Here is a 23,028-nt window from a genome sequence, read left to right on the forward strand (position 1 = left end):
GGCGGTGGGCTGGTGGGCGGTGTCAGCGCTGTTGAGCGATGGGGTCAGCTTGGTCTCGACCATTGGGATCGGTGAGGGTGGTGATGTGGTCGGGGGTGGCATGGAGGTAGGTGATGGCTGCGCTGCTGGTGGGTGTGCTCCATCGGTGGGTGCCGTTGGTGCGGTTGATGGCTTGGAGCCATCCGTCCTGTTCGCCGACGTAGACGGTGTTTCCCACGACTAGGGGATCCGCGGTGATGTCGCCGCCTGTGGACGCGGCCCAGACGCGGACGCCGGTTGTGGCGTTGAAGGCGTAAAGGTGCCCGTCGCTGCCCGTCACGTAGACGTGATCGCGGTCGATGGCGGGTGTCTTCCGGGTGAATTCTGCGGGTGCCGACCAGCGGGCGGTGCCGGTGGCGGTGTCCAGTGCGTAGAGAGGTCCGAAGTGGTCGGTGAAGTAGATCAACCCGTTCGCTGCCTGCATGGTCGGTGCCCACATCGGGTACTTGTTGGCGGTCTGCCACAACTGGCGGCCGGTGACGGCGTTGAAGCTGCGGATGCGGTACTCGCTGTCCCAGACTGCAATGGTTGCGATGCCGGTTGTCACTGCTGTTTCGAACTTCAGGTCTACCTTCCACCGCGGGACACCGCTGCGGCATTCGATGCCTTGCGTTTCCTTGTCGCTGATGGTCAGGCAGGTGGCACCGATTTCCGTGAGGAATTCACTTTCGGTGTGCCAGAGCACGGCGCCGGTACGCGTGCTGAGCGCGGCTGTCACCCGCTCCGTCGACCCCGCCCAGATGACGACGTACAGGACATCGGATGTCCTGCTCAGCGTGGCGCTGACTACATTGAAAAGGTCGGGGTCGGCGCTTGTGGGCCGCAGGTTCGACAGGTTCCGTTCCCATCGGAAGGATCCGGTGCTGCTGTCGCGGGCCTGGACGACGGCGTCTCGAGCGGCGTAGATGGCGTGATCGTCTGCGGCCATTGGCCCCGGCGTTGCCATGTCGACGACCGGGGACGGTTCCCGCCATCGCGTGGTGCCGGTGGCGATGTCCACCGCCCGGATCGTGTCGGAGTCCTGGAGGAACCAGGAGTCACGGGTGACCGCGTCAAGGTGGTTGCCGTAGGGGAAGGTTGCTGTCCACCGGACGGGCGGGACCTGCTCGGCAGCTGTGACGGCATGTCTTGCCGCATGCCGGCTGTGTGAGGCAGGCGGTGTGCGAGGCGGGGGTGCTGCGGTCGTGGCGGTCAGGGCGAGCAGCAGGACAGTGGCCGCGGCGCGCAGCCGGCGGTTTCGCGGAGCACGGACACCCCGCTGCGTCCAAGGCATACGCCCGCGCTCCACGTCGTGCGCTGCGGCGTCATCCCTGCTGCCCGGCAATGCCCCAGGAGCGCCGGCCGGCCTGCCGGGGGTGCGTCGCGCTCGTGCCCCGGGCAGCCACCTCTTCGGGGAAGCCGACACCTGAGAGGGGAGCACGGCGGTTGCCGTCGCGGATTCGGCAGCTGCCCGCCCATGCGCATGAGTGTCGTCTTCCGGCGCCTCCAGCTTGGACTTATAGCTGGTCGGGGCATTGTCCGGGTTGTCCAGACCCGGGACTTGGACAACCCGGACCGGGCCTTCGATCACGGTCGCGGACGCGTCGTCCGGAGCCTTCGGGGCTTGAATCCCCAGACGTCGGCGTACGCCCACGAGCTGCTTGTGGCGTGCCGTCCGCCAGTTGTCGACCGCTTCCAGGAGCGCTTCGTACTCCCACTGCTGAGGCTGCTGATGATCCGCGATGGTGCGCGGATCGTCGCCCGACGCGTTATCGCCAGCGGTGTCGTGCTGGTCGGCGACGGACGGGGCCTTCTGGTCAAGGGCGTGAAGAGCGCGCCGGTAGCTCTGGGCCTGGCGGCGGACGTCAGCGAGGAGTACCTCGGCGGACACACGGTCGTGGAACGCCAGTTCCAGCCGCTTCTCGGCTTGCGCGAGCGTCCCGGTGAACGCCTCCAGGTCCCGCTGCACCGCCACGACCGACCGGGCCTGCCCCAGCGCCTGGTCCCGCTCCGCCTCCAGCCGTGCGCAGCGCTCCTCGAGCGAGGTGATCGTGGCTTCGAGTACGCGGATGGTGTTCTGGTTGTCCAGCAGCGCTTGCTGGACCTCGATGTGGCCGCGCCGTGCATCGTCCAGGCGGATCTGCAGCTCCCGCACCGACAGACCCGCCCCGCCAGAGGCGACGGCGCAGGGTCCTGCCCGCGGTGATCTGTCGCAGCCAGGCCGCCAGGGCATCTCCCTGCGGACTGACTCCGGCGAGCGGCCCCTCTCGCCGCCCGACCCGCGGCTTCGGCTGCTGACCGTCGGGCATCCCCCACGCCCTCCCGTTCCTCGTCCAGGCGCGTCCACCTCCTAAACGCCCGCCCACCTGCCCAGGCGCCCCAACCCCGTCGTGGACAACGATCCTTGCCCCCAGGCTGGTACTCCACCCTCACACGCCACGCACCGAGGCAGTCCCCCATGCACGCATCGCAACACAACCGCCTGATCCCGACCACTTGCCGCCCGCTATCGATCAACCTGACCGGGATCAACAGTCCGGCTTTGGGTCACCACCGCTCCCTCAGATACCCCACCGTCACCTGAAGACCTTCGAACGGCAGACTGCGCTATCCGCCGCCCGCGGCCACCCGGTCGCCGTTCGCCCACCGGCGGCCCGTCAGCGCGTAGCACCTGGGGCCTGCCAGGCATTTTTTGCTCTCACCGACCAACACAGGGGGATCTACTTCCATGTCCACGCTGGCGCTGCTCGTCGTCCTGCTGCTCGTCCTTGTCGCCCTCCTCGTCGTGGGCGCCCTTATCTATCTCGCCCATCGACACCCGGCCTGGGTGCAGCCGCTCCTTGTCGGGCTCGCGGGAGTGACGGCCCTGGCCGCGCTGATCACCCCGGTTGTCGCGCGCTGAGGCCTTGTCTCCATGGGTGTGCGCAATGCTGTGGCCTGCGCGGGTCGGGCCTGTGGTAGGAGTCCCGGCCTCCCGTGGTCGGGCATGTGGTCGGGAGCAATTGCGCAGACCACCAAGCGCTGCGCAATCGCCTGCTGCGCACCGTCTACGGCACCAGCTATTCCATCCAGCCGACCCGGCGTTCGAGGTCTTGTACGGGGTGGCAGACGGCCGCGGCGGGTCCGTGCTGGAGCAGGTCGGTCATGGGTGTGGTGAGCACGCTGACCTGGCGCAGGAGCAGGGGACCGCAGGGTCGACGTCGGCTGCGTGCAGGGCGCGGAGGCGGTTGTCGATGCCGGCGGGGCCGATGCCGTCCAGGACGAACAGCAGCCGCGGGAAAAGCGGATAGTGCCGCCCCCATTCCTCCTGGACCGCCTCCACCATGCGGCGCCGGCCGACCGGCGTGGGGGAGTACTGGTGGAGGCGGGCGTAGGCGCGGAGTTTTGATGCGAGGCGCTCGGGTCCATGGTCGCCCGGTCGACCTCGAGGAACGCCCGCAGTATCGAACCCCCACCGCCCCTACCCCCGCGCTGGTAGTACAGCAGCGCGTCGGGGATGACCGCCTCGCCGCCTCCGATGGGGTGGTGGACTTCCGGGAGGAAGTCCAGCGGCCGGCACAGCTCCCCGCGACGGCACGCGTCCAGCAGGAACTGCAGCCCCGTCTCCGTGACAGTCAGCGTCCTGTGCATCGCCGGTTGGCTTGCGCGCGCCGTGTATGACACCGCCATGGTTCAGCCGTTCCATCAGTTGTGGCCGGGTGTCGCGTCGTCGCGTACGCGCTGCAGCCGCACGGGGTGGCGGAAGCGGCCGGACCCGTCTCTGGCGACGTCAGCGCTGACTTCCACCACCGGCCCGGGCTCCACGAGCGTGACGCTCAGCGTCTCCTGGCTGCTCCAGCTTTTCGGAGAACATCCAGCCGTTCCAGGGGTGAGCTCCCCTGGCGGGGGTGAGGTGTACGGCGAGGCGGTGTCAGCGGTCCCTGCGAGCATACGGATCATGAAACGATCCGACGATCTCTTGGCAGGGCTGGACGACATCGACTGGGCAGCCCTGGGGCACGCCTACGGCAGCGCCGAGGACGTGCCCGGCCAGCTCCGGACGGTGTGCGGGCCGGACGAGGAGGCCCGGGAGAGCGCCTTCCGCAGCCTGTTCAGCAACATCTTCCACCAGGGGACGCGGTACTCGGCCTCTCCGTACGCTGTGCCGTTCCTCGCCCGAATCGCTGTCGCAGGCCCGGCCGGCGCCCGGGCCGACGCGCTGCTGCTGCTGACCCGTCTGGCCATAGATTGGCATGACGAGTACAACCTCCCGCTCGGCATCGACACCGCCGCGTGGCGCGCCGCAGCCATCAGCCCCGAAGAAAATCTGCGCTGGTACGACGAGCAGATCGCCGCCGAGACCGACGAGGAGCGGCTGAAGAACTTGCGCGAGGCACGGGCGTACTGTGCGGCCGGGCACCCCGTCGATGCCCGCGAGGGCGCACTGCGCTCCTATGACGCGGTCCGCGCCCAGCTTCCCGTCCTGCTCGAACTGCTCTGCGACCGGGACCCGGAGACCCGCACCAAGACCGCGTACCTCCTGGGCTGGTTCCCCGAGGAGGCCGACGCCACCCTGCTCCCGTTGCTGGCCCGCCTCGACGGCGAGCGGGACCCGGTCTGCGTCGCCACGGTCCTCGTCGCCATCGGGCTGCTCGCCGACCACGACCCGGACCGCCGACTCCGGCACCACCTCGACCACGAACACCCCTTGCCGCGCTGGGCCGCCGCCACCGCCCTGACCCGCTTGCTGGTCGCGCACCCGGCTGCCGCGCCCGGCCTGCCGCCGGCGGAGCGCATCGCCACCGAGCTGGCCGCCTTCGGCGCCGGGCCGGCTCCCGAGTCCGCCACCGCCCACCATGCTGGCGACCTGCACAGCTACACCGTCCGAAGCCTGCTGCACCTGATGGGCGCCACCGAGGACCCGGACGGGGTCCTCCTGGAGATCGTCCGCGCCCTGCCCCGTATCGAGAAGACCGGAGTCGTGCCCCGCCCGTTGGCAGTCCTCGCCGAGAACCTGCTGGAAGCCCTGTTCGAACCCACGCACACCACACCGGTGTTCACCGAGCTCTCCCCTGGACGCCAGAAGCTGCTGAAGGTCCTGGCCGAGCTGCTGACCGCCGAAGACTTCCAGCCCGTGCCGTTCGGCTCAGCCCTCCACGAGCAGTTCATCCAGTATGGCCTCCCCGGCACCCGCCCCTCCCAGCGCGCCTACGTCGGCCTGTCCACCGAAGGCGAGGACCCCAGCGCTCCCCTACCCGACCCCTGGGAACCATTCCGCAACTGCTGATCCCACCGTCCCTCACCGAGCGCTGGCCGCTGGCCGAGATCGGGTGACAGGAGCCGAGCACTGGTCAAACTCACAAGACTGGGACGCCGCCTCCCGGGAGTCGGCCAGGCACCCTAAGAACTCAGGAACGGGGCGTCGTGGTGTTCGTGAGGGCGAGCCGCAGGAGTGCTTGTGCGTAGTGCTCGACGGGCATGTTCGCGGCTGCGGCGTTCGCTGCCAGGGCGTGATGCTCGTGGGGTTCCAAGACGATGAGTACGTTCCGGGATGGGCCGATGCCGAGGTGGTCCGGTGTGATCGGCCGGTGTAGTTGTCTTTTCAGGAGGTCGGTGAGGAGTTCGGGAACGGGTGCGCGTGGTTTCTCGCCGTGGCGGATCCAGCGGCTGACCCGGGAGCGGTCAATGGCGACGCCGCAATGGCCGCGTTGCTTGGCCAGGGTGTTGATTTGCCGGGCCGTTTCGCTGTTGTTCCAGCCGGCTTCGGCGAGTGCGCACGCGAGCGGGTAGTTCGGGGCCCTCATGGGGTGCCGTCCGGGTCCGCGGGGTTGGGGTGTCGCGTGTGTTCGTGTTGCGGAAGCTTCCGCAACACCGCAGGTCGTAGACGGTGTGCGGGGCTGCGCGGGACGGTTGCGATGCGGCGCCCAACGGGGCCGCGATCGTTGCCAGTTGAGGCGGCTGGGGCCGCTTTTGAGGAGGCAGTTTCATGGTGGAAACCGCAGTCCCGCGCATTGCTGAGGACAGCCCGGCCAACAGGCTGGTCGACCTGAGCCGTGTGCACTTCATCGGCGTCGGCGGCAACGGGATGCTGCCGGTGGCCCGCGTGTGTGCCGAGCGGGGATTTGCTGTGTCCGGCAGCGACAACCGGACGTCGGCAGGGCTGAAGGAACTGGCTCGCCTGGATGCGTGTGTGTACACCGGGCATGCCGCCGAGCATGTGCCTGCGGATGCGACCGCGGTCGTGTTCACCCATGCCGTCGGTGAGGACAACCCGGAGATCCTCCGTGCGCGGCGACTCGGCATCCCTGTGATGCACCGGTCGACGGCACTGGACTCGCTGATGGCGACCCACAGCGCACCGGTGGCGGTGATGGGCACGCACGGCAAGTCGAGTACGTCGGGCATGCTGGCGTTGGCGCTCGCCCGCATGGGCCAGAGCCCGTCGTACGTCATCGGCGCCGATCTCAGAGCCCCGTGCAGCGGTGGGCACGCCGGCGAAGCGAACGGTGTCTTCGTGGCCGAGGTCGACGAGTCGGACCACACCCACATCGGTATGTCCATGCGGGTGGCGGTGATCACGAACATCGGATTCGACCACCCCGAGAACTACTCCGAGGAAGACGACCACGTCAACGCCTACGAGGAGTGCCTGCGGTCCGGGTTGCACGAGGCCGGCACGCTGGTGCTGGACGCCGACTCGTCCGGCGCCCGCGAGCTCGCCGCTCGGCTGGCGTTGGCCGGCGACGGTCCGCGGGTGGTCACCTTCGGCAGGTCGGCGTCCGCTGACTGGCAGCTGGTCGACATGGCCAGCGAAGGTGGGCGCAGCACGGCGGTGCTGCGCGGGCCGGGCGGCCGGGAGTTCGACCTCGCGCTGCTGGTTGCGGGCACCCACCAGCTCCACAACGCCGCTGCCGTCATCGCCACGCTGGACACCCTGGGCCAGGACTGTGCTCAGGGCGTGCAGCAGCTGCTGTACTTCGACGGTGTGCAGCGCCGCATGACCCCGGCCGCAGAGATGGTCGGCGAGATGGCCGGGGTGCTGGCCTACGATTCCTACGCCCACCACCCCGACGAGGTGAGCGCGGACCTCGCAGCCGCGCGCTCCCTCGTCGGTCAGGGCGGCCGGGTGATCACGGTGTTCCAGCCGTCCTGCAAGTCGCGGCTCAACTGGTTCGACATCGACTTCGCGAGGGCGCTGGCCGGCTGCGACGAGGTGGTGCTGACGGACAGCACCGATGGCGTCAGCCGGGTGCTGCTGGAAGTGCTGTCCGCCCGGACCGTCGAGGCTGGCGGCAGTTCCCGGCACGTGGTGCTGGACCGGGCCGAGGCCGCGGAGCGGGCGGCCCAGTTGGCGCGCCCCGGTGACGTGGTCGTGCTGATGGGGCCGGGCGACATCGTTGCGTCGGGCCACGTCCTGCGGGCCACGCTCGGGGAGCTGGACTCGGCAGCCGCCTAAGCGTCCGCGGAGCCGGGGTCCAGTTGCAGGAGCCGGTCGGCGAGCTCTTGCAACTGGACCCCTCGGCTGCCCTTGACCAGGACGACGTCGCCGGGCCGCAGGATCGTGTGGAGCAGGTCCAGTGCGGTGTCCTGGTCGGGCAGGTGGACCGCCTTCCCGCCGGCCTTGCTCACGCCCTGCTGCATCCATCCGGCTTCTTCCTCTCCCACCAGGATGATCTGGTCCAAGCCGAGTCCGGCGGCGTACTGGCCGATCTCCTCGTGCGCGGTGCGTGAGGACTCGCCGAGTTCGTTCATGCGGCCGACAACGGCAACGGAACGCTGGTCGCGGCCCCCAGTCATGGACGCCAGGGCGTCAAGGGAGTGGCGCATCGAGTGGGGGTTGGCGTTGTAGGCGTCGTTGACGATCGTGACGCCGTCCGCGCGGACGTGGGTCTCCATCCGCCACCTGGAGCGGGGCATGGCCTCGGACAGGCGGGCGGCGATCTCCTCGACGCTGAGGCCCGCTTCACGACCGACGGCGGCCGCGGCCAGGCTGTTGTGGACCTGCACGTCGCCGACGAACTGAAGCCGGACGTCGGCGTAGCCCTCGGGGGTGACCAGGACGTAGGAGGCGCGGCCCCGGTCGTCGACCTTGACGTCGACGGCGCGGATGAGGGCGGCCTCGCTGAGACCGTAGGTGACGACGCGGCCCTGGGTGCGGTTCTGCATCTCCTGCACGAAGTCGTCGTCGGCATTGAGGACGGCGAGCCCGCCCTGGGGAAGGGCTTCGACGATCTCGCCCTTGGCCGTGGCGATGTTCTCGCGGCTGCCGAACTCGCCGACGTGCGCGGTACCCACGTTGGTGACGACGCTGATGTCCGGCTGGGCGATCCGGGTGAGGGCCCGGATGTCGCCGATGTGGCGGGCGCCCATCTCCAGGACCAGGAAGCGAGTCGTGTCGCTGGCCAGGGTGATGGTCAGCGGGAGACCGATCTCGTTGTTGAAGGACTGCGGCGTGGCCACCACCGGGCCGGGCAGCACCTGGGCGATGAAGTCCTTCGTGCTCGTCTTGCCGGCCGAGCCGGTGACGGCCACGACCTGCGCCCCGCCGAACACGCCGTGCAAAAGCGTGTGACCGAGCTGCCCGAATGCGGCGAGGACGTCGTCGACCACGATCGCGGGGACGCCGACCGGCCGGGTGACCAGGGCTGCCGCAGCACCCTTGTCGACGGCCGCCCGGGCGTAGGTGTGACCGTCGGTGTGCTGGCCCTTAAGGGCGATGAACAGCGATCCCTCGACGGCCTCGCGGGAGTCGAAGACGGCAGGCTGGGTGACCAGTGCGTCGGGGTCGAGGACGTCGGCGAGACGGCCGCCGACGATGTCGGCGATCGCGGTCAAGGACATGGCATGCAACGTGGTTCTCCCTGCTCAGGTGGTCGGTCGAGACGCTACCGGGCGGCGCCCGGCGCTCTGGTCAGGCGTGCGCCGTACGGTGCGGCGTGTATCCAGCGAGAGGCCCCGGCCGCCGAAGAAGGCGCCGAAGCGGTCCAGGGGCATGGAGGGCTTACGGAAGAAGATCTGCCCGCCCCGGCGGCCGATGGCCAGTACCAGGTGCCCGCCGCGCCGCGCCGCTCCGGCTTGTGCTCGGGGCGGCGGATCTCCTTGGAGACGGAGGCCATCACCATGTGGCCGGCGTCCAGGAGCGCGACCAGGCCGTCCAGGTCGAGGTCGCCGTGCACCGCTGCGGGAAGGCGGTGCGTGTGCGCCGTGTACTCGACGAACGGGGCGTAGATCAGGCCCTTGACGGTGCCGTCGGCCTCGCGGACGTAAGCGCCGGCGTTGCGGGCGCCGGTCAGGAGCGTGAACATGTCCGGGGCACGGCCGTCGCGGTGCAGCAGCACCATGCGCAGGCAGGCGATGCCGCACAGGTGCCTGCACCATCGTGCGTAGAACGCAGGCGACGGAGCTCCCGTCTTCTCCCATCCAGGATCGTTGACCGGGTCGTACCCCTCATAGGCGATGGGGCCGATCAGGTCCCACGTGGCGTACTGGGTGACCAGCCCTACCGGGTCGTGGACGACTCCAGACGCGAACGGGTCAGTGCAGCACGGCGGCGGCATGGTGAGAGGCCTCCATTCGTGCCATCGCGATGTCCAGCAGGGCCTTATAGGTGTTCCAGTCGACGTTCCCGCCGGAAACGATCACGCCGACCGGGCCGTCCGGCAGATCGTCGAGAGCCTGGATCAGCCCGGCGAAGGCGACGGCCCCGGAGGGCTCGACGACCAGGCCGAAGTGGCGGAAGAGGTACGCCATCGCCTCGGATATCGCCGGTTCGGAAACGGTGAGGACACCAGCCAGGAGCCGCTGGTTGATCTCGAAGGGGATCCGGGCGGGCTCCGAGTGCCCGAGGCCGTCAGCGACTGTGAACGGCGGCGGGATCGAGATGCGGCGCCCCACACGCAGGGAGCGGTGTGTGTCGTCGGCGGCTGCCGGCTCGACCCCGAACACGCGAAGCGCCGGATCATGTCCGCTGGCTGCGAGAGCAGTACCGGCTGCGAGTCCACCGCCGCCTACCGATGCCAGCAGCGTGGCCAGGCCGCAGACTTCCTGAAGCATCTCCCAGGCGACGGTGCCCGCTCCGGCGATGACCCGTTCGTCATTTGCGGACGGGATGATCGTCAGGCCGTGCTGGTGGGCGAGCTGGTGGACCAAGGCGTCACGCCGGCCGGTGAGCCGCGCGTAGGGCACGATGCGCGCGCCATGGCTTAAGATCGCCCGCCGCTTCACCGCGGGCAGGTCTTCGGGGACGACCACAGCAGCCGGCACATCGAACCGGCGCGCGGCCACGGTGAGGGCGAGGGCGTGGTTCCCGGAGGAAGCGCAGATGACTCCGCGCTTCCGGTCTGCGGGGCTGAGCGCTGCTAAGGCGTTGTACGCGCCACGTAGCTTGAAGCTGCCCGTGAGCTGCTGGCTCTCTGCCTTCACCCAGACCTCGCGGCCGAGTTCCTCGTTGAGGGCGGCCGACGTGAGTATCGGGGTGCGTACGGCGACACCGCGCAGGGCTTCCGCGGCGTGCAGAACGTGCTGAACTGTCAGTGACACGTCAGGTACCTCTCGGGTCTTCACGGGCGTGCGCGGCGGTCGACGTCCGCTCCGCGCAGGATGTGGGTCAGCAGCAGTTCGTAGGAGATGCCGTCGGCGCGTGCCATGCGGGCCAGGTTCCCGGTCTTCGACAAGCCGGGCAGCGTGTTGACCTCCAGCCACCAGGCGCGGCCGTCTTCGCCGACGACGAAGTCGTGCCGCGAGTACGAGTGGCAGTACAACGCCCGGTGCGCGGCCACCGCCTGACGCTCGAGGTCTTCCATGGTTGCGGCGCCGACCCGGGCCGGACAGTGGTAGTCGCAGTCGGCGGTGCCGCGCTTGGCGGCGTAGGAGTAGACGCCGTTGGGTGTCTGGGCTTCCAGCGGCGGCAGGACGTGCACGTTGCCCTGAGCGTCCTCCAGGACGCTGGCGCTCACGGAGCGTCCCGTGTGGAAGGCCTCGGCCATCCACTCTCCGTCCTTGGCGCACGAGATGGCGGACGACACAGCGAAGTCGTCGGTCGATGCGACATGCAGTCCGATGGACCCGCCCTCGCTGACAGGTTTCACCATCACCGGGATTCCGAGAGCCGCCTTGATGCGGGTGGCCTCTTCTTCCAGGGTTTCCACGGTGACATCCGGCTCCAGCTTGACTGCGTCGGGGACGCGAACCCCGGTGGCAGCGACCAGCGTCTTCGCGTGGAGCTTGTGCATCCCGACGGCAGACGCGAGCACCCCCGATCCTGTGTAGGGGACACCGAGAGTCTCCAACGCCCCCTGAAGGCGGCCGTCCTCCGCGCCCCGGCCAGCGATAGCGAGGAACGCCTTGGAGGCTTTGGCGAGCCCTTCGAGGAGCGTGTCGCGTGAGCCGGCGAGGTCCACGACGTGGGCCTTGACCCCCATGTCATCCAGTGCCTTGGCCACGGTCCTGCCCGATAACCAGGAACGATCCCGCTCACGGGACCACCCGCCGGTGACTACCGCCACGGGTGCGCTTCTTTCGGCGGGGTCGAGGGGAACGATGCGCATGGAGGTCTCCATCTGGACTCTGGGTCAGGCCCTCTGCCGCCGAGCGGGGAGCCCGGCATCGGACTCGGCGGCAGAGGGGTGGAACCCCGCGCGCGACGGTGGGCATGGACGAACAACCGTCGCGCGCGGGTGTCAGAAGGACGCTGCTGAAAGCAGGTCCGGAAGCGCTTCGTGGGGCACCAGGCCGGGCCGGTGCCGGGCCAGCAGGTCCCGCAGCGGCCCCGGGGGCACCAGCCGGTCGCCGCGCAGCGGGCGCAGCCAGTACGGCTCAGGCGGCTGCGTGCAGGCCATCGCCGGCAGCGGCATCTGATGAGGCCTGCCCAGGCACACGCCGTACAGGTGTGGTTCCCCCGTCTGGCTGGTGCCGGGCGGGACGAGCCAGAACAGGCACCCCTGGTCGCGGGCTTCGATGACGGGGCTGCAGGCGATGACAGGGCCACCCTGTTCTCTCTGCACCTCGTCCATGCGCGTCACTGCCGTGTAGGCGTCGATCCCGTTCGCCGTGACGACGATGTCGAACAGGGCGCCGCCGAGCGGAATCCGAGTGGCCTGCCCCTGCTGCAAGGCCATCAGGTTCCTGATCCGGCCCGCCAGGTCGCCCATGTTGCTCTGGACACTTCCCTCCGGCACCTTGTAGCCGGACTGGGAGAACTTGGCGGGCTGAGTCGGAGGGAGCACCCGGTTCGGATCTAGGGGGCGGCGAGGGGGCGGGACGGTACTCACGCGGACGCTTCCCAGCTCGGCGGGAGGACGGCCTGCACGGTCTTTCCCACGACCTGGCCGTCGTCATCCTTGAGGACGTCCCAGGACAGGCGGCCGCAGTAATGGCTCACCCACCACAGTCCCGAGGGGGGCCTCCCATTGAGCTCCATCGCCGTGACCTCGGTGAATCCCGGGAACTCGGGGTTGGCGTCGTTCACCTCGACGAGAAGTTCAGCCGTCTCCGGATAGACGGTCAGTCGAACCGGAACGCGGCCGTCCTTGAAGGCCTTCCCATGCCGGAAGGCGTTGTCCACGAGCTTGTCGCAGACGCGGGACGCCGCATCAACGTTCCCCGCCCAGTGAGCGATGGTGAGCTGCGTTCGGGCACGCAGCCGGGCGTTGGGGCCAGCCATCTCGTCCGCCTGCAATCGCACGCTAAACGTGAAGGGTGGTTCCTCCTCAGGTGCCAAAGGCAGCAAGGTCACGGTGGCGATAACTGGGTGGCTTTCCGGGAGATGCTCGCGGGCTGGAAGAGTCGGCGCAGGCGCCGACGGGGCTGCCCCTGCAGCTGCCGCATTGCATCGGCTGGCATGCCGATCAGCTGGCATATCGCTTTGCGGTAAAGGGGTGCTGGTCATGGTTGTCCCTCCGGAGTGGGGCGGTCCGGCCCCGATGGGGACGCAGAGCCGGGTTCTCCTGCAGACCGCCTCACTCAACGCGTTCAAGGGGGGCGACCGCATCGGCGGTCTGGCAACGAAGGTAAGGCGGCTGCCCCGCAACTCCCAAGCAGCTTGCGCGAGTTTGCAGCACAAGACTTGACGAGCCCATATGACCCCCAGACCATCGATCTGTCACGCAAACTCAAGCAAGACCTACGACAGGAGACAGGCAATGAAGTTACGGTTGCTGGGAACCAACTCCACCGGCGGGGACTGCCCGACGCTGTATGCCACCGACCGGGAGAGCTACATCGTTCAGGGCTGGCAGCTGTTCGCGAACGAGCTGCTGATGCAACTCGACATCGGCGAGGGGGAGACGGCGGTGGAGGTGCCTACCGAGCTGTTCGAGCACCTGCGCAAGGACGGGCTGCCGGCTGCCGGCGTCGACCGGGTGCAAGACCCGGTCATGATCCTGACCGAACAGGGAACCTGCGTCGTCCAGGGCAAAGCTGTGACCGACGCGCAGGCCTTGTCCGAGATGTCGATACCGCACTACGAGACGTGCGTTGAGGTGGCGAAAGCCGACCTCGCCGCCCTGCTGGAGGGACCGCGTGGAGCTGATCTCGAGCGCTGAGCGCAACCGGCTCTTCGAGCGCTTCCACCACGACGCCTTCCACCTGGAACTGAGAGACGACTACTCCGTACCCGACGAGGACGACCCCTTCCAGAGATGGCTGGCAGGCGAGGAAACCGAGCACTCCTACCTCGCCCCATGGCTCAGCCTTGTGCGCCAGAGCACCGCGCGCGGCATGACGGTACGCCGGGTGCGGGTCGTCTCTGAACCCCTGACGCCCTACATCCAGTGGGAGCACACCGTCACCGCAGCCAACGAAGGAGCTGGCGAAGACATCCGCTGGCTGCCCCGCCGTCTCCTGCCGGCCGATGCCGTGTTCCCCTTCGACGGCCAAGACTGGTGGCTGTTCGACGATCGCATCCTCGCAGTCGGCCACTTCGACCAGGCAGGCCGCGTCCTCGGATCACAGATCATCGAGGACACCGATACCGTCACCCAGTGCGCCCGCCTACGCGACCGGCTGTGGACGTTGGCCGTCCCCCACACGGAATACGCGCCCTGAAACACCATGACCACCCAGGCACAAGAGACACTGCAAGCGCTCGGCGCCCGGCTGCGCGGCTTCCGCAAGGACGCCGGATATACCAGCGGCCGGGCCTTCGCTCATGCCACCGCATGGCACGAGTCCAAGGTCTCCCGCATTGAGCACGGCAAGCAGAGGCCCAGCGAGGACGACATCCGTACCTGGTGCCAGATCACCGGCCAGGCGGAGCAGATCGGCGACCTGATCGCTATCGTCCGCCACGTCGACGAACTCTGGCTCGAATGGCGGCGCCAACTCCACACCGGTGCAGAAAAGCGACAGCACCAAGCCATCCCCGTCTACGCCCGAACCAAGATCTTCCGTATCTGGCACCCCACCGTCGTCTGGGGAACCCTTCAGACCACCGAATACGCCGCCAAAGTCTTCGAACAGGTCGTCAACTACTACGAGATCCCGGACGATAGCGAAGCGGCCGTCGCCAAACGCCTGGAACGTCAGCACTACCTCTACCAAGGCGACCGCATCTTCAACGTCCTGCTCGGCGAACAAGCCCTCTACACCAACTTCGGCGGCCCCGACGTAATGAAAGGACAACTCGACCGCCTCCTGGCCGTCATGCGCCTGCCCCGACTCAGCCTCGGCATCGTGCCTCGCTCCGCCCCTGCCTCAATCTGGCCCGGGAACTCCTTCTCTCTGTTCGACGACAAACTTGCCCTAGTAGAGACCTACTCCGCAGAACTGTCAGTTTCCCAGCCCCGCGAAATCGAGCTCTACGCCAAGGCCTTCAACCTGCTGCAGCAGGCGGCCGTCTACGGCACGGCCGTCCGGGACCTCATTTTCACCGCAATCCAGCACTTCGACCGCATTCCACCCCAGTAGGAGAGCACACTTGTCCGAACGGCCCAACTGGCGCACCAGCACCTACACCACGCAGGACTCTTGTGTAGAAGTCGCGGACAACGGTCCGCACGCGGTCATGGTCCGAGACACCAAAGATCGCAACCGCGCGATCCTCTCCCTCACACCTGTCGCCTGGCGCGCCTTTGTAGAGCATGCCAAGGGCCAATGAAAGCGACCCCTACGCAGGTGGGAAAGGCCTGGTACGGCTGCAAGCAGCCCGGTACCGCGTCTACGACGCTCTTGCCGCGCCCCGTCCCGCGCACATGACCATGCTGCGCCGGCGGTTTACGTGCCGTCGGCCAGGTTGTGGTGGCATCCGTTCTGGTCGCAGCGGGCGGTGGCGGTGGCGGCGGTGCGCGTGGAGCTGCGGAGTCGGGGCCGCGTGCTGGAGCGGCAGTGGTGAACCGGCGGCCGCAGCATCTGACCGTGCGGGAAGAGGAGATCCTCCGCGTGATCCGCCAGTCCATCCGGGACCGCGGCGAGGACTGTCGGTGCGGGAGCTGGCGCGGGAGCTCGGGCTGCGCAGCCCGGCGTCGGTGGTCTATCACCTGGCGAACCTGGAGGAGCGCGGGGCGTTGGTCCGTGACGGGCGCAGCTGGCAGAGCTGCCGCCTGACCGGTTGAGGGGACCGGCGCGCGGGTGCCGCGGTACCCGCTGTGCCGATGCCCGGGCGCGCGCGACTGACAGCCGTCGGACCTTGGTGTCGTGGCTGTTTGTGAATCTTGGAGTGCGTGGAGTGGGGCGGGGTGGGGGTTCACGCGCGTGTGCGCCCGCGTGAACGGCCATCGGGGTTGGCTGCTGTCCCATCCCTCCGGGGGGTTTGCCCAGTTGGTCTGGCAATGTGGCCTGACCCAACCCTTAGCGTACTCGTCGTAGTCATTCGGCTACTTAAAGTGAGAGGGGATTGGGATGCTTCCCAAATGTGCGGGGCGCCTGGCGGTCGTTGCCTCAACGGTCCTGCTGCTGGCCGGCGGAGCGAGTGTCGGCGCGGCCCAGGCTCAGGCCCGGGCGGATGTAGGGCCCATCACGTACTCGATCGAGTTCTCCAACCCGCGGGAGAGCGACGACAACGACCTGCCCGAGCCCTACGGTGAAGTCGTCGTGAGGGCGCCGTGGGGCCAGCAGACCGCCTTGTGGGAGCACCCGGACCGCGACATCAACACCCCCACCCTGCCGCGCTATCCGCTGTTCGGCGGCGCAGAGCACCGCTACGTCCCCCACCCCGTCACTGAGGTGTGCGCCTTCGTGGGAGAGGATGACACCGGTATCAACGACGACGACATCCTCGCCGACGGCTGCGTGCCCTACACCGGCCCCGGCGCGTACACCATCAGCGCCGAAGGCGGATCCGTGACCGTCACCGTCTACAACTTCGGCTGACCCCCCATGCGCCGTTGTCCTGGAAGGCCTGTCCTTCCAGGACAACGGCCTGTCTTCACCTTCAGCGAGGACGGGGTGGTCTGGTGTGAGTACGGCGGGGTTGTGGGGGCCGCGTCAGCGGCGCAGTCCTGTCGTGCCGGCCCGAATGAGCCGGAACCCCGTTGTGGGATGTGCTTGGTTCTCGGGCATCAGCTCCGGGACGCGAGCGGTCCGTGGAGCCGTCACCCTTCCCGGACCAAGTGGAGGCCGGTGAGGGCGATGACGGCACTCACCGGCCTCGAACCTAGGACACCGCGCAGGGGGGAAACGAGGCTGTGCTGCGGAGTTTCGTCGAACTCGATTCCCTCTGACGGATCCAGCGTGCAGCCTGACGACGAGCACCGAAGACTGGGACTTCACCCCCGGGAGTCAGTTAAGAACTTGGAGTTCCGCGAGGGGGACCAGGATCTGGGTCTGTCGGGTTTCGGTGAGCTGGCCGGCCTGTCCACCGCCACCCGTGGTGACTTGCCAGTCGATGGTCCAGGCGGAGGTCGCGGTGACCCGGTAGCGGCCCCTTGCCTGGTCGGCGGACGTCCGGCTGTAGGTGTGCCCGCAGGTGGGGGAATCCGATTTTCCTGCGGCCGCCGTGTACGGCGTGCCCGGCCCAGCGCACGTCACGATGGCACCGTCGCCCATCGTCCACACGATCTTGGAGACCTTCGCGGTCGCGGTGACCGTCACGCCGCCTGCCGATGCGCTCGCGGTATTCGGCCCGTACTTGGTCGGGCTCTGGTGGACCCACATCCACATCGGCATTCCCATCAGGTACCGCCCGGCTGCTCGCGGGCTGGCGATGTCGGGTCCGGCGAGTTTCATGGAGTCCACGGCCCGCTGGGCGAGGACGGCCGGGTCGACGGCGGCCGCCGCGGGCGGCGGGTCGGCGAGCCACTGGTTGCGGACGATCGTGTTGAGGCTGTCGAGGTAGTGGCAGGTCTGCTTGTAGACGGCGCCGTCGCCGGGTGTGTGTCCTTCCCAGTCCAGGGAGCCTGGCGCGGGCTGGGGCGACAGCAACTCGTACACGCATGTCCAGGGACTGCCGCTGCCGTTGCCGCCGGGTTGGGGTTCGCTTCCGGTGTTGCCGCCGGTGCCGGTCTGGCCGGGGTCGTCGGCTTCGACCTGGCAGATGAAGTGGCCGCAGTTCACGCCGCCGCCGGGCCCGTCTGCGAGGGCGGTGGGCGCCGTGCCCAGGACGGCGAGAATGGCGAGGACGCAGGTGCCGGCCGCGGTGCGGCGCGGGAGGGTCAGCATTTCTTGCCCTGCGGTTCGTCCCGTACGACGCGCCAGCCTTCGGGCCACTTCTCGAGTGTGGTGGCGATCAGGTATTTCGTGAGCCGGCCGGTGGGGAGGTCGACGGGCTTGCGGGTGTCGGCGACGACGGGCAGCCACTGGGAGACGTCCAGGCAGCTGGACAGCGTCACGTTGGGCACCTGGCGGTCCAGATCGGTGCCGGTGACCGCGGACTGCGAGACAGTGACCTTGCCGGTGTAAATCCGGTTCCGGGCGTGTGCCCGCTGTGCGTCGTTCTCCGCGACTTCCAGGGCTTCGGAGGCGGCGTACTGTTTCAGGCCCGTGGTGGTGCCGTCGCGGTCGGCGTAGTAGGCCTGCATCTCCTGCCAGTAGCCCTGGTAGACCTCGAGCGCGGTCTTCTTCACCGCGGCTTCCGGGTCCGCCGGCGGGGACGACAGGGGCGCGGCTGACGCCGTGAGTGTGGGGGCGGTGGACTCCGCGGCGGTGGTGTCGTCTCCGCTGCTGCACCCGGCCAGGGCCGCACTCGCGCAGAGGACGGCCGTCAGGGCGGCGATGCGGGTGCGGATGCGAAGCGCTCCGGTGGCTAACGGTCCGGTGGTGGATTGTCTGGTCACGTTCCCTCTCCGTCAGGACACGGGTGTGGTGCACGTGTGCAACCGCAAGGCTACGCATATGCCCGCCAACTTCCCAAGCAGCTCCGGGAGTTCATTCCATGCCCATCCGTACCGCCCGGCCGGGCGCAGGACAGGGCACCTGGGTGGTGGGCGGTGCGCAGCCGTCTCCGTCCTGCGCAGCCGAGCGACTGCCTGCGCAGCCGGCAGCGCGTTTGCAGCCGGGTGGCTGCGCAACAAGCCTGGTCGCTGATTGCGCAGGACCGGGGCGGTGGGCGGCGGCCGTGCTCAGCCGGCTCTCCTGCACAGTCGGCGAGGGGGTGGCAGGGCACCTGGGGCCGAGGTCTGCGCAGTGTCTGCGCAATGCGCTGACCTGCGGTGGTCGGGCTTGTGGTCGGGGTCCCGGACCCTCGTGGTTGGGCCTGTGGTCGGGGGCATTGCGTAGGCCTCGGGAGCGATTGCGCAGACCACGAAGCGCCGCGCAGTCGCCTGCTGCGCAACAGCTACGGCGCCTGGGGATCCATCCAGCCGACCCGGCGTTCCGGGTCCCGCACGGGGCGCCAGACAGCCGCGGCGGGGCCGTGGTGGAGGAGGTCGGTCATCGGCGCGGCGAGCACGGTCACCTCGCGCAGAAACGAGGCGACCGCGGTGTCGACGTCGGCCGCGTGCAGCGCGCGCACCCGGTTGTCGATGCCGGCAGTGCCGATGCCGTCCAGGACGAACAGCAGCCGCGGGAAGAGCGGGTAGTGCCGCCGCCACTCCTCCGCAAGCTCCTGGACCGTCTCCACCGTGCGGCGCCTGCCGACCGGCACGGGGGCGTACCGGTGGAGACGGGCGTAGCCGCGGAGCTTCGATGCGAGGCGTTCGGGGCCCATGGTCGCCCGGTCGACCTCGAGGAACGCCCGCAGCATCGATCCCCCGCCCCCGCCCCCGTCTCGGCTCCCGCGTTGGTAGTACAGCAGTGCGTCCGGGATGACCGCCTCGCCGCCTCCGATGGGGTGGTGGACTTCCGGGAGGAAGTCCAGCGGCCGGCACACTTCCCCCCGGCGGCGCGCGTCCAGCAGGAACTGCAGCCCCGTCTCCGTCACCGTCACCGTGTGCCCGACCCGCAACCGCACTGCGGTCGGGTCCGACACCAGCCGTGGCGGGCGCCGACCCCGCAGCTCTGGCCACTCCGACGCGACCTGTACCCCGTACTGGCTCGGGAACCACACCCGGGTCCGCCCCGCCTGCGGCAAGGTGATGCGGTCGACCAGGCCCTCGGTACGGAGCTTGGCCAGCCGCCGTCTGGTCTGCTCGATCCGCACCTGCGGAGCGGTGATCAGATGCATCTGCTCGGTCGTCGCCATCCGGTACTGCACCAGCACCGCCAACGCCAGCCGGTCCCCGGCCCCGGCATCCACATACGCCGGCGTCCTCGTCATCGCCATCGTCGCCAACCCCCACGCACACGGTACGGTGCCGCCCTGATGCGGCACCGCGCGTACGACTGAGGGCACCAGCCGGCCCCGACCACACCACCGACCACCCAGGCCCGACCACAGTCACGGTGCGACAACACCGCCCCCGACCGGCCCGCTATCCCCACCGACAACCGCACCAGGCCACGGGACTCGTGCCCCTGTCGCTGGAGTCTCAAGTCACCGACGCGACCAGACCTGTGGGCGGGTTCGCCGGTTTACGTACAACTCCCTCCCCCCTGTCCGGTTGCCTCTAGCCTCGGACCATGGACTGGTTGATGGCGGCAGCAGTGGGAGCGGCCGGGGGCGCCTGTATGGAGGCCGTGGACATCATCAAGGCCATCAAATGGCACCGCCGGATGCCCTGGAATGTCCAGTCGGACACCATCGATCCGCCCCACCGCAGAGCTGACCTGCGGCCCGGCGAGGAAAACCTCCCGGCACCCGGCTGGCGGGCCTATTGCGTCGCCGGGACGTTACGCCTGCTCGTGGGCGGCGCCCTGACCGGTGTCGTAGCGGCTACCTATCCGCAGAGCACCAATCCACTGGTGGCATTCCTCATCGGCCTGGGCGCGCTGTCGGCTGTCCAGCAAGGCACCACGCTGGTGCCGCTGATGGTCAAGAGCGCGGGCAGGGCTGCTTTCGGCGGCCTGGTCGACGAAGCGCAGCAACAGGCACAGGCCCTCCAGCAAAACGGACAACCGCCCGGCCTTCAAAACGGGCAACCGGCCAGCCTCGCGCAGTCGAATGGTGCTCCACCGGGAACCTATGCGGGCAGTCCTTCAGCAGGCAATCCCCAGCCGGACATGGGTGCCGCTGCGCAGCAGGATCTGGCAGGCGGAGGAGGTACAGCGTGACGATTGCTGCGGAGTCCTTCACTGGCCGCGTCCTGGCCGTGTTCTCCCGCCGTTCGCCCGGCTTCCGGCCTCCACCCAAGAGGCCCGGTCAGCGGGGAACGCACAACCCCGCTGCGCCCCTTCCCGCTTCCATGCCAGTAGTTCCCAGCCTTCCTGATGCTCCATCGGCTGGCGCTGCCGCCACTGCCCTGGCGAGACCGCATCTGGCTGACATCGCGGCTCGCTGGAAGTCCGCTTCACCACGGCATCGGCTCCAGCATCGCGGCGATCTCCTGATGGTCGCGGGCACCCTTCAACAGTCCGCCACGGCCCTCGCCCTGGAGCGCGCCCGCCATGTAGCCAGCACTCTCATCCACGCACTCGTCATCGACCCCGGCTTCGACGTCGGCTTCGACCTCGACCGCGCCCTCGTCTTCACTCGCGACCTTACCCGCACCCTCGATCTCGCCCGCGTTGTTTACACCCTCGATACCACCCTCGCTCACACCCTCAATCCCAGCCTCGCCCGCGACCTCAATCTCGCCCACACCCTCGATCTCTCCCGCGACCTCGCCCTCGATCTCTCCTACGACCTCATCCTCGATCTCTCCCGCGACCTTGAGCTCGCTCGCACCGGCGACCGAGCCCGCGTCCTCGCATTCGACCTCCCCCGCGCCCACCACCGTGCCCGCGAACTCGTACTCAACCTCCCCAGCGCCCACCCCATCGCCCGCGACCTATCCCGCGCCATCGCCAACGCCCGAGCCCTCGATGGCACCCACGCTTTCGGCCTCGCCCACGCCCTCGACCTCACTCGCGCCTTCGACCACGCCCTTTTCATCGATGGCCCCGACGCCTGCCCCCTCGACGACGTCCTAGATGTCATCCGCGACCTCAGCGAAGCCCATGGCACCCTGATCGAGGCAGCGAATAGCTTCGTTGGCGCCGATCTCACCACTTTGCGGCCTGGTGAAGTCCCCCTTATAGGGATCCATTGGGACAGCTACACTCGGTGGCCCTCGCCTGAGTGGGCGGCTCGCATGCGCCGTGCATCCGTGGAGGAACCTCCTGGATCCGGGATCTTCATCGTCCGTCCCGAAGAGGGCCGTCATTACGCCAGTAACGGCTCCCTGGAACCAGTCTCATGAGACGGCATGCATACTGCACCGGCAGCGAGGCGCGTCGCACGCTCCAGGAGGCACAGCCCGCAACGACCGCCGACCGCCGGCCAGATGACCGCTTACCGAAACCCTGCAAGCCCATCAGCCACGGTGCGACAACACCGCCCCCGACCGGGCCGATAACCCCGCCGACAACCCCACCCACAGCGGTACGCGTCCTGCGACCTCCCGCCTGATCACCGCAGGTCACCACAACATTTTCCGCGTGGTCGGGACTCTGACATCCCCCTCAGCACACCCCACACCCGGTCCAGGAACACAAAAGAAGGAAGCGGGAAGGGACGGGTGGGTGGGCGCGCGGCCGGGGGATCGGGGCGGCCGGAGGCTAGTTGCGCGTCGGCGGGGCCTCCGCGCCTCCGAGCACGGCCCGGAGAGTCCCGGGCACCGGACGGACAGGCCGGAGAGGGCGCAGCAGGGCCTACAAGCCCTCTCCAACCGCGCCTGAGGTCTCCGCTTCATACAGCGCGCGGGCTTCGGCCACGGCCCGCTGCCAGCTGCGCGCCACGCCCCCGTGCTCCCGCGCCAGACGCGCAGCCAGCCCCCGACGGGGACCGCCTTCCTCACGCAGCGCGGCCAGCGCCACGCCCACCGCCTGATCCCGCGCACTCCGATCAGCGCTGTAACTGCCCTGCCCGTCACCGGGCTTGCGTCCGGCCGCACCCAGCCGGCCCGTGCCGACGTCCTGCTGCCAGGCAGCCCAGAACGATTCCACCGCCTGCTGATCGAAGTAATGCGTCGTGCCGACCGTGACCACGATCTCCGGATGCCGGCGCTCCACCGGCTGCGTGTGCCGCTGCGCGTACCACCGGGCCAGCGTCGCAGGAGACGCCCCCGTCAACTCCCCGATCCACACCCGGCTGACCACCCACCGACCCTCATGCACCCGACGCGACGGCACCCTCTCCGACACGACCGCCCCCTCCCACCCCCGCGCACCAGGCGCACCCATCCGGCACAAGACAACATCCCCTAGGATAGAAGAGCTTCGCTGAGAGAAGCACACCGGCGGGGAATTCCCGGACCAGGTTTGCCGACCTACCGGAAACAGAATTCCCCGCCAACCAAAAACCCCGGGGCGCAGCAAACGCCCCTTCCTCTTTCATTCCCCCGCGGAGCGGGTGGCCCGGCGCTGCGCGCCGGGCAAGAGAAAAGCCCCGGCAAGCCGGGGCTTTCAAGAGCGGGGTTCCCGCAAGCGGGAACCCCGGCGGGGCACGGCGCTGCGCGCCTTCGGCGGGGGCACCGGGCCGTTGGATCCCGGCACCCCCCCCCCGCGCACCCCCGGACAGCCTGGGTGAGACCGTCCCGGGGCAGGGACGCGGGCCAGGTCGCCAACCGCAGCCCGCGAAGCCAC

The 23,028-nt window shown here is 68.9% G+C and carries 23 protein-coding genes; 10 read left to right on the top strand and 13 right to left on the bottom strand.

What is annotated here, in order from left to right:
• Positions 1 to 22: 22 nt before the first annotated feature.
• Positions 23 to 2,173: a PQQ-binding-like beta-propeller repeat protein gene (locus J2X68_RS37455; RefSeq protein WP_310437084.1), complete on the bottom strand. Its 2,151-nt coding sequence runs from the start codon at positions 2,171 to 2,173 to the stop codon at positions 23 to 25.
• A 573-nt stretch (positions 2,174 to 2,746) separates the two neighbouring features.
• Between J2X68_RS37455 and J2X68_RS37460 the strand changes: the two genes are divergently transcribed.
• Both J2X68_RS37460 and J2X68_RS37465 read left to right on the top strand, forming a co-directional pair.
• Positions 2,747 to 2,920, top strand: coding sequence for a hypothetical protein (locus tag J2X68_RS37460; RefSeq protein ID WP_310437085.1), 174 nt, complete (start codon positions 2,747 to 2,749; stop codon positions 2,918 to 2,920).
• Positions 2,921 to 3,955: 1,035 nt separating this feature from the next.
• A complete protein-coding gene (locus tag J2X68_RS37465; protein WP_310437086.1) occupies positions 3,956 to 5,284 on the top strand; it encodes a hypothetical protein in 1,329 nt (442 codons plus the stop codon).
• A 121-nt stretch (positions 5,285 to 5,405) separates the two neighbouring features.
• On the opposite strand, the gene J2X68_RS37470 is transcribed toward J2X68_RS37465, so the two are convergent.
• Positions 5,406 to 5,801 carry a hypothetical protein gene (locus J2X68_RS37470; protein WP_310437087.1) on the bottom strand — a complete coding sequence of 132 codons (396 nt, stop codon included), beginning with the start codon at positions 5,799 to 5,801 and terminating at the stop codon, positions 5,406 to 5,408.
• 182 nt (positions 5,802 to 5,983) lie between these two features.
• Here J2X68_RS37470 and murC point away from each other — a divergent pair, with 182 nt between their 5' ends.
• Positions 5,984 to 7,453, top strand: coding sequence for a Mur ligase domain-containing protein (murC, locus tag J2X68_RS37475; protein ID WP_310437088.1), 1,470 nt, complete (start codon positions 5,984 to 5,986; stop codon positions 7,451 to 7,453).
• Here the strand turns inward: murC and murF are convergent.
• The 6 genes from murF to J2X68_RS37505 all read right to left on the bottom strand — a co-directional run bounded on the left by murF (position 7,450) and on the right by J2X68_RS37505 (position 12,730).
• Positions 7,450 to 8,847 (bottom strand): UDP-N-acetylmuramoyl-tripeptide--D-alanyl-D-alanine ligase, encoded by a 1,398-nt coding sequence (gene murF / locus J2X68_RS37480; protein ID WP_310437089.1) that lies wholly within the window; start codon positions 8,845 to 8,847, stop codon positions 7,450 to 7,452. The two genes, murC and murF, sit on opposite strands and share 4 nt — an antisense overlap.
• Positions 8,848 to 8,882: 35 nt before the next feature.
• On the bottom strand, positions 8,883 to 9,554 hold the full coding sequence (locus tag J2X68_RS37485; RefSeq protein WP_310437090.1) for a peptidase: 672 nt from the start codon (positions 9,552 to 9,554) through the stop codon (positions 8,883 to 8,885).
• Complete coding sequence (locus tag J2X68_RS37490; protein WP_310437091.1) at positions 9,532 to 10,560, bottom strand: threonine/serine dehydratase; 1,029 nt, start codon at positions 10,558 to 10,560, stop codon at positions 9,532 to 9,534. The genes J2X68_RS37485 and J2X68_RS37490 overlap by 23 nt, the downstream gene beginning before the upstream one ends.
• A complete protein-coding gene (locus J2X68_RS37495) occupies positions 10,557 to 11,543 on the bottom strand; it encodes a D-alanine--D-alanine ligase (protein ID WP_310437092.1) in 987 nt (328 codons plus the stop codon). Before J2X68_RS37495 ends, J2X68_RS37490 begins: the two co-directional genes overlap by 4 nt.
• A gap of 132 nt (positions 11,544 to 11,675) precedes the next feature.
• Positions 11,676 to 12,221: a hypothetical protein gene (locus J2X68_RS37500; protein ID WP_310437093.1), complete on the bottom strand. Its 546-nt coding sequence runs from the start codon at positions 12,219 to 12,221 to the stop codon at positions 11,676 to 11,678.
• Between the two features lie 41 nt (positions 12,222 to 12,262).
• Positions 12,263 to 12,730 (bottom strand): hypothetical protein, encoded by a 468-nt coding sequence (locus J2X68_RS37505; RefSeq protein ID WP_310437094.1) that lies wholly within the window; start codon positions 12,728 to 12,730, stop codon positions 12,263 to 12,265.
• 406 nt (positions 12,731 to 13,136) lie between these two features.
• On the opposite strand from J2X68_RS37505, the gene J2X68_RS37510 reads away from it, so the two are divergent.
• The 6 genes from J2X68_RS37510 (at position 13,137) to J2X68_RS37530 (ending at position 16,302) form a co-directional block, all read left to right on the top strand.
• Positions 13,137 to 13,538, top strand: a complete 402-nt coding sequence (locus J2X68_RS37510; RefSeq protein ID WP_310437095.1) for a hypothetical protein — start codon at positions 13,137 to 13,139, stop codon at positions 13,536 to 13,538.
• Positions 13,516 to 14,040, top strand: coding sequence for a DUF6879 family protein (locus J2X68_RS37515; RefSeq protein WP_310437096.1), 525 nt, complete (start codon positions 13,516 to 13,518; stop codon positions 14,038 to 14,040). Before J2X68_RS37510 ends, J2X68_RS37515 begins: the two co-directional genes overlap by 23 nt.
• Positions 14,041 to 14,046: 6 nt before the next feature.
• Positions 14,047 to 14,901 (top strand): helix-turn-helix transcriptional regulator, encoded by an 855-nt coding sequence (locus tag J2X68_RS37520; RefSeq protein WP_310437097.1) that lies wholly within the window; start codon positions 14,047 to 14,049, stop codon positions 14,899 to 14,901.
• 10 nt (positions 14,902 to 14,911) lie between these two features.
• A complete protein-coding gene (locus tag J2X68_RS37525; protein ID WP_310437098.1) occupies positions 14,912 to 15,091 on the top strand; it encodes a DUF397 domain-containing protein in 180 nt (59 codons plus the stop codon).
• A gap of 100 nt (positions 15,092 to 15,191) precedes the next feature.
• On the top strand, positions 15,192 to 15,545 hold the full coding sequence (locus J2X68_RS40400) for a hypothetical protein (protein ID WP_399041775.1): 354 nt from the start codon (positions 15,192 to 15,194) through the stop codon (positions 15,543 to 15,545).
• A 286-nt stretch (positions 15,546 to 15,831) separates the two neighbouring features.
• Positions 15,832 to 16,302, top strand: a complete 471-nt coding sequence (locus J2X68_RS37530; protein WP_310437099.1) for a hypothetical protein — start codon at positions 15,832 to 15,834, stop codon at positions 16,300 to 16,302.
• 408 nt (positions 16,303 to 16,710) lie between these two features.
• On the opposite strand, the gene J2X68_RS37535 is transcribed toward J2X68_RS37530, so the two are convergent.
• From J2X68_RS37535 to J2X68_RS37545, 3 genes are all read right to left on the bottom strand, one after another.
• Positions 16,711 to 17,589, bottom strand: a complete 879-nt coding sequence (locus tag J2X68_RS37535) for an ATP/GTP-binding protein (RefSeq protein ID WP_310437100.1) — start codon at positions 17,587 to 17,589, stop codon at positions 16,711 to 16,713.
• On the bottom strand, positions 17,583 to 18,203 hold the full coding sequence (locus J2X68_RS37540) for a hypothetical protein (protein WP_310437101.1): 621 nt from the start codon (positions 18,201 to 18,203) through the stop codon (positions 17,583 to 17,585). The genes J2X68_RS37535 and J2X68_RS37540 overlap by 7 nt, the downstream gene beginning before the upstream one ends.
• Positions 18,204 to 18,703: 500 nt before the next feature.
• Positions 18,704 to 19,624: a replication-relaxation family protein gene (locus tag J2X68_RS37545; RefSeq protein ID WP_310437102.1), complete on the bottom strand. Its 921-nt coding sequence runs from the start codon at positions 19,622 to 19,624 to the stop codon at positions 18,704 to 18,706.
• A gap of 302 nt (positions 19,625 to 19,926) precedes the next feature.
• Here J2X68_RS37545 and J2X68_RS37550 point away from each other — a divergent pair, with 302 nt between their 5' ends.
• Complete coding sequence (locus J2X68_RS37550; RefSeq protein ID WP_310437103.1) at positions 19,927 to 20,517, top strand: hypothetical protein; 591 nt, start codon at positions 19,927 to 19,929, stop codon at positions 20,515 to 20,517.
• Positions 20,518 to 20,753: 236 nt separating this feature from the next.
• On the opposite strand, the gene J2X68_RS37555 is transcribed toward J2X68_RS37550, so the two are convergent.
• Both J2X68_RS37555 and J2X68_RS37560 read right to left on the bottom strand, forming a co-directional pair.
• Complete coding sequence (locus J2X68_RS37555; RefSeq protein WP_310437104.1) at positions 20,754 to 21,218, bottom strand: hypothetical protein; 465 nt, start codon at positions 21,216 to 21,218, stop codon at positions 20,754 to 20,756.
• 877 nt (positions 21,219 to 22,095) lie between these two features.
• A complete protein-coding gene (locus J2X68_RS37560) occupies positions 22,096 to 22,542 on the bottom strand; it encodes a hypothetical protein (RefSeq protein WP_310437105.1) in 447 nt (148 codons plus the stop codon).
• Positions 22,543 to 23,028: the final 486 nt, after the last annotated feature.

Origin of the sequence: Streptomyces sp. 3330, assembly GCF_031456635.1 — a bacterium.
GTDB lineage: Bacteria > Actinomycetota > Actinomycetes > Streptomycetales > Streptomycetaceae > Streptomyces.